Source organism: Corallococcus sp. CA041A (assembly GCF_003612075.1).
Classification (GTDB): domain Bacteria; phylum Myxococcota; class Myxococcia; order Myxococcales; family Myxococcaceae; genus Corallococcus; species Corallococcus exiguus.
Map to the genome: position 1 here is coordinate 1 of NZ_RAWF01000409.1, position 5,241 is coordinate 5,241.

4 protein-coding genes are annotated in these 5,241 nt (G+C 70.1%); 1 reads left to right on the top strand and 3 read right to left on the bottom strand.

What is annotated here, in order from left to right; translation table 11 throughout:
- Positions 1-281: 281 nt before the first annotated feature.
- Complete coding sequence (locus D7V77_RS39850; RefSeq protein WP_120581423.1) at positions 282-1,976, bottom strand: hypothetical protein; 1,695 nt, start codon at positions 1,974-1,976, stop codon at positions 282-284.
- A gap of 217 nt (positions 1,977-2,193) precedes the next feature.
- Between D7V77_RS39850 and D7V77_RS39855 the strand changes: the two genes are divergently transcribed.
- A complete protein-coding gene (locus tag D7V77_RS39855; RefSeq protein ID WP_120581424.1) occupies positions 2,194-2,892 on the top strand; it encodes a bifunctional 2-polyprenyl-6-hydroxyphenol methylase/3-demethylubiquinol 3-O-methyltransferase UbiG in 699 nt (232 codons plus the stop codon).
- A 7-nt stretch (positions 2,893-2,899) separates the two neighbouring features.
- On the opposite strand, the gene D7V77_RS39860 is transcribed toward D7V77_RS39855, so the two are convergent.
- Together D7V77_RS39860 and D7V77_RS39865 are read right to left on the bottom strand one after the other, a co-directional pair.
- On the bottom strand, positions 2,900-3,613 hold the full coding sequence (locus D7V77_RS39860; protein WP_120581425.1) for a response regulator transcription factor: 714 nt from the start codon (positions 3,611-3,613) through the stop codon (positions 2,900-2,902).
- Positions 3,610-5,142 (bottom strand): cell wall metabolism sensor histidine kinase WalK, encoded by a 1,533-nt coding sequence (locus D7V77_RS39865; protein ID WP_120581426.1) that lies wholly within the window; start codon positions 5,140-5,142, stop codon positions 3,610-3,612. The genes D7V77_RS39860 and D7V77_RS39865 overlap by 4 nt, the downstream gene beginning before the upstream one ends.
- Positions 5,143-5,241 lie beyond the last annotated feature (99 nt).

A 5,241-nucleotide genomic window follows, 5' to 3' on the forward strand; every position in this document is an offset into this window, starting at 1 on the left:
GAGGGACGGTGGACATGAGCGGGCGGGATTCTAGACGGCTTCCGGCCCGCGCGGGCTGTCTGTCGGTGCAGGCCGTGCCCGGCAGGTGGGTAGCCGGGCACGGCGCGTCAAAAGCGTGCGTGCCAGTTTGTTTTCTCGCGGTGCGAGACGCCCGCGACGTCCGCGGGTTGGGATACTTCAGGATGAAAGCATCGCGGTGACCCAGGTGGGCGCCAAGACAACGGCCGCCCTCCCCATGATGGGAAGGACGGCCGTGTCAGGACTTCGGTGCGGATGCGGCGTCAGTCGCCTTCGTAGATACCGATGAGGCCCGGGGTGACGACGCCGGTCTTCGCGTTCTTGGTGCCCTCGAAGGAGACGAGGACGCGGCGCTTGCCGGCGGAGCGGTCGAACTGGATGTCGGACACGCTGCTGACGGAGGTGAGCACGTTGCCGAAGACGTCACCGCTGTACTTCACCGTGCCGCCGCCCTTCAGGCGCGTGATGCCGCCCCACCAGTTGGCGCCCACCCAGAGGCTGCCATCCCACGGGTCCGTCGCCACGGAAGAGGTCGGGGCCATCGCGGGGTTGCTGCCGCTGGCGGGCGCGTAGTTGACCAGGTCCTGCATCACCTTGGTCTCCACGGCTCCGTCGGCGCTCAGGCGGGCGAGGCCGAAGTAGAAGGAGCTCACCCACACGCCGCCGTTGGACGCCGGAGCCATGCCAGAGACGTTGTCGTCCACGCGCTGCGCAGCGGTGGGGTAGTTCGGCACGGCGTCAGGCCAGATGTCGAAGCGGTTCCATTCGTAGCCCGCGTCTTCCGTCTCGCTCTGGGCCGACCAGTAGTCGTCCCCGTTGGTGCCGTAGCGGAAGCGCGTGGAGCGGATCTGCCCACCGAAGAAGACGTCGTGGTTCTCCGTGATGGAGACGCCGTAGTAGCGGTCCGACAGCAGCTCGCCCTTGGAGCCGGAGATGGCGGGGTGCACGTGCTCATAGAGTCCCGCGCACTCGAACTCCCACTTGAAGCCTTCGGTGTTCCAGGGGCGCGGATCCCAGCAGTACGACGGGACGATGCCGTTGAACTTCGCGTCGCCCATGGCGAAGCCGTGGTTGCCGCCGAACCAGACGACCTCCTTCACCGGGTCGTAGGCGATGCGGTAGACGGTGCAGAGCTTCTCGCGGCCACGCAGCTCCGCGCCCACCTTCTTGGGGCCGGTGTGGATGTCGTAGTGCACGACATCAATCGTGCCGTCCGCCTTGAGCATCACCTTGTCCGCGTCACCGCTCTTGTAGACGCTGGCGTCCGGCTCGCGGTGGGCGTTCTCCGCCTGATCCCATTCGTCCTCGCAGGTGGGCATGCCCGCCTTGGGCGGCTTGCCGGCGTAGCCGACGAACACCGTTCCGTCAGGGCCACCCGCCACGGAGATGACCTTGAGGTACGGCACTCCCGGCGGAGGACCACCCACTCCGTCACGCATGCGGCCGAAGGGATGGAGCCCGTCGGACATCGTGAAGCGCTGGATGGAATTGGAGCCCTTCTTGATGAGGAACAGACCCTCCTCGCCGCCCGCGACCCAGACGTTGCCGCCCTGGTCCGCGGAGATGCCGTAGACGTAGCGCGGCGCGCCCTGCTCCTGGTTGTAGAACGTCCATCCCGGCGCTGAGGGCAGGGGATAGGTCTGCACCTGCTCCGTCGTGCCCGCGTCGGTGCCGGTGCCAGCGTCAGTGCCCGTTCCGGCATCCGTGCCCGTGCCTGCATCGGTGCCCGCATCCGTCCCGGTGCCCGCGTCGGTTCCAGCATCCGTGCTCGTCCCGGCGTCCGTGCCCGCATCCACTTCACCCGTGCCCGCGTCCGGCAACTGCGGATCCTCCACGGGCGTCACCGGCACCACCGGGTCATCCACCTTTCGCGTGTCGCCGTCGTCCCCGCCGCAGCCCGTCCACCCCAGCGCTCCCACCAGGAGGAGCGCTCCCGTCCACCGCCACCCGTGCCTCATATGCCGACCACCTCACACTGGGCCGGAGGAAGGTCCCCCGGCACGAAGCCATTGTTCGTGGCCATCAAGGCAAGGAGGGTGCCAGCCCCGGAGGGCCGGCCACCGTTGGGCCGTCGCCGGTGGGCGTCCGTTGCTCGACAGGGCATGGGCAACCGTTTGCCCATTGTGTGAACGCCGGGGTCCCGGAGCGGCCCCCAACCGTGCTAGGGCCTGGGCAATGGCAGGCAACGACGCACGCGGCCGCACCCCGCTGTCCCTCGTGGGACAGGAGCCGGACCTCGTCTTCTACACACGGCAGGCCGCCGAACACGGCGGGCCCGTGCTCGTGCTGGGCGCCGCCAACGGCCGGGTGCCCTGGTCGCTCGCGGGCCACGGCTTCTCCACCGTCGGCGTGGACCCCTCCGAGGCGATGATCCGCTCCGCCGAGGAGCGCCGCGCCTCCGAATCGCCGGACGTCTCCGAGCGCACGCGCCTCATCGCCGCCGACCCCCGCGCGCTGCGGCTGCCGGAGCAGTTCCCCCTGGTGCTCGCCCCTCAGCACGCGCTGGGCCTGATGTCCGGCCGCGATGACCTGGAGGCGTTCCTCGCCACCGTGCGCCACCACCTGGCCCCCGGCGGCACCTTCATCTACGACGTGCTCAACGCCCCGCGCGAACCCGTGCTGCCTCGCGACGACGACGAGCCCGGCGCCGCCGTGGAGCCTCGCCGCCCCCTCTTCGCGCTGCACCTGCGCGAGCGGCGTCCGGCCGGCGGACAGAGCCCCATCCGCCGCCTCAAGCTGAAGCACTTCCTGCCGGAGGAACTGGAGACCGCCCTCACCGCCAGCGGCCTCACCCTTCGCGAGCGCTTCGGCCGCTTCGACGGCAAGCCCTTCGACCTGGAGGACCTGCGCCAGATTGGCGTCGCCGGGACCTGAGCGGCGTTCACCGCTCGAAGCGGTAGCCCAGTCCTCGCACGGTGAGGAAGTGCCGGGGCGCTTCCGGATCCGACTCGAACTTCAGCCGCAGCTGGCGCATGAAGTTGTCCACCGTGCGCGCGCTGCCCTCGTAGTGGTAGCCCCACGCGCCGGACAGCAGCTCCTCGCGGGTGAAGGTGCGGCCCGGGTGCGCCAGGAAGTGCGCCAGCAGCTTGAACTCCTGCGCCGTCAGCTCCACCTGCTGTCCATCGCGCGCCACCGTGCGCTGGGACAGGTCCACCTTCACGTCCCCGAACGTCACCGGCGGCGGCGTGATGCCCGTGGCACCAAACCTGCGGCGCAGCACCGCCTTGATGCGCGCGAGCAGCTCCTGCAACCCGAAGGGCTTCACCACGTAGTCGTCCGCGCCCAGGTTGAGGCCCAATATCTTGTCCGACTCCTGGCCCCGCGCGGACAGCACCACCACCGGCGTGTCACGGCCGCGCTGGCGCAGCTCGCGGATGACTTCGTAGCCGTTCAGCTCCGGCAGCATCAGGTCCAGCACCAGCAGGTCCGGCGCCTCGTCCAGCGCCTTGGCCAGGCCCGTGCGGCCGTCCTGGGCCTGGAGCACTTCGTAGCCCTCGAAGCGCAGGTTCATGGACACGCCGGTGAGGATGGACAGGTCGTCCTCCACCACCAGGATGCGCTGGGGCTTCTCCTCTTGAGGGACGGACGTGCTCATGCGCGGCTCACCGGGAGCTGGAGGGTGAAGCAGCTGCCCTGGCCGGGCTCGCTCTTCACGGTGATGCGGCCGCCGTGCGCGTCCACGATGCGCCTGCTGATGGCGAGCCCCAGGCCGCTGCCCTCCGTCTTGCGCGTGAGCAGGTTGTCCACCCGGTAGAAGCGCTCGAAGATGCGCTTGCGGTCCTTCTTGGCGATGCCCACTCCGTTGTCCTCCACCGACAGGTTCACGTGTCCGCCGTCTCTCTGTGCCCGGAGGGCGATTCTGCGGTGGGTGGGCCCACTGTACTTGTAGGCATTCTGCAACAGGTTGAGCAGCGCGCCCGCCACGGCGACCCGGTCCACGTCGACATGGGGGAGCCCGTCGTCCACCTTCACGGTGAACTCCATGCCGTCGCCGTGGCGCTGCGTGCGGAAGGCCACCACCGCCGCGTCCACCACGTCCGTCACCGGCAGGGACTCGCGCTGGTACACCTTGCGGCCGCTCTCGATGCGCGCCCAGTCCAGCACCCGCTCGATGAGGTCCGACAGGCGCTCGGTCTCCTTCGTGAGCAGGTCCAGCACCTCCTGCTGCTGCGCCGGGTCCTTCAGCCGGCCCAGGGCCAGCGTCTCGATGAACATCCGGATGGAGGTGAGCGGCGTGCGCAGTTCATGGCTCACCAGCGACACGAAGTCCGTCTTCATGCGCGACAGGCGCGCCTCGCGGTAGAGCACGCGGGCCGTGTAGCCCACGCCGAAGGTGAGCGTCAGGTAGAACAGGCCCAGCAGCACGCCGTACACGGCGCGGTTGCGCGTGGACGCGCTCGCCACGGGGTCCTCGCCGGTGGGCAGTACCACCAGGCGGAAGTCCTGCAACGGCGCGGACAGCACCCGCTCCGCGAGCACCGGCTGCCCCAGCGCGTTCTGCCGGGCCTGGGCCACCTCCGACATCAGCCGGTTGACGAGCCCGCCCTCGCTGGACGTGTCGCGCGGCACGGGCAGCAGCGTGAAGCGCACGGGCTCCGACGTGGCCCGGCCCTGCGCCTTGTCCGACAGGAGCGAGTCCAACGCCACGCCCGACAGCCGCACGCCCCGCACGGTGGCGCCCTGGCGCTCGGCGGCCACCATCACCGCGCGGCCGCTCGTGGAGAGCGAGAAGACAGTGGGCACGGTGGGCAGCGAAGCGGCTTCCGGCACCAGCGCCGCCAGGGACTCCGCCAGCTGCGGGTCCTTCGTGCGCACCAGACCGTTCTCCACGTGGAAGGTGCCGTCCGGGTCGGACAGCTCCTGGTCATCCGGCAGGAGGAAGGCCAGCCGCTCGCTGCCCACGCGCTCCAAGCGTCCGCTGTTGAGCGCGCGAGGCACCTCCGCGGACAGGTCCGCCAGCGTCCCCCGCCACGCGGCCTCCAGGCGTTTCTCCACCGCGGCGCGCTCGTTGATGATGGCCACGACGCCGAAGCCGGACAGGCCGGCCGACGGCAGCACGACCAGCAGGATGAGCAGCGCGAACGTGCGTCGGAAGCTGAGGATGACGGGCGCGGGACGAGACACGGCCCCCCGTGTCTACACGCGACGGCGGCCGGGTGCTCGCGGCTTTTGGGGGAGGGGGGAGTCTTCCCGACATTGTCCGGAGGCGCACGGCGGGTGGAG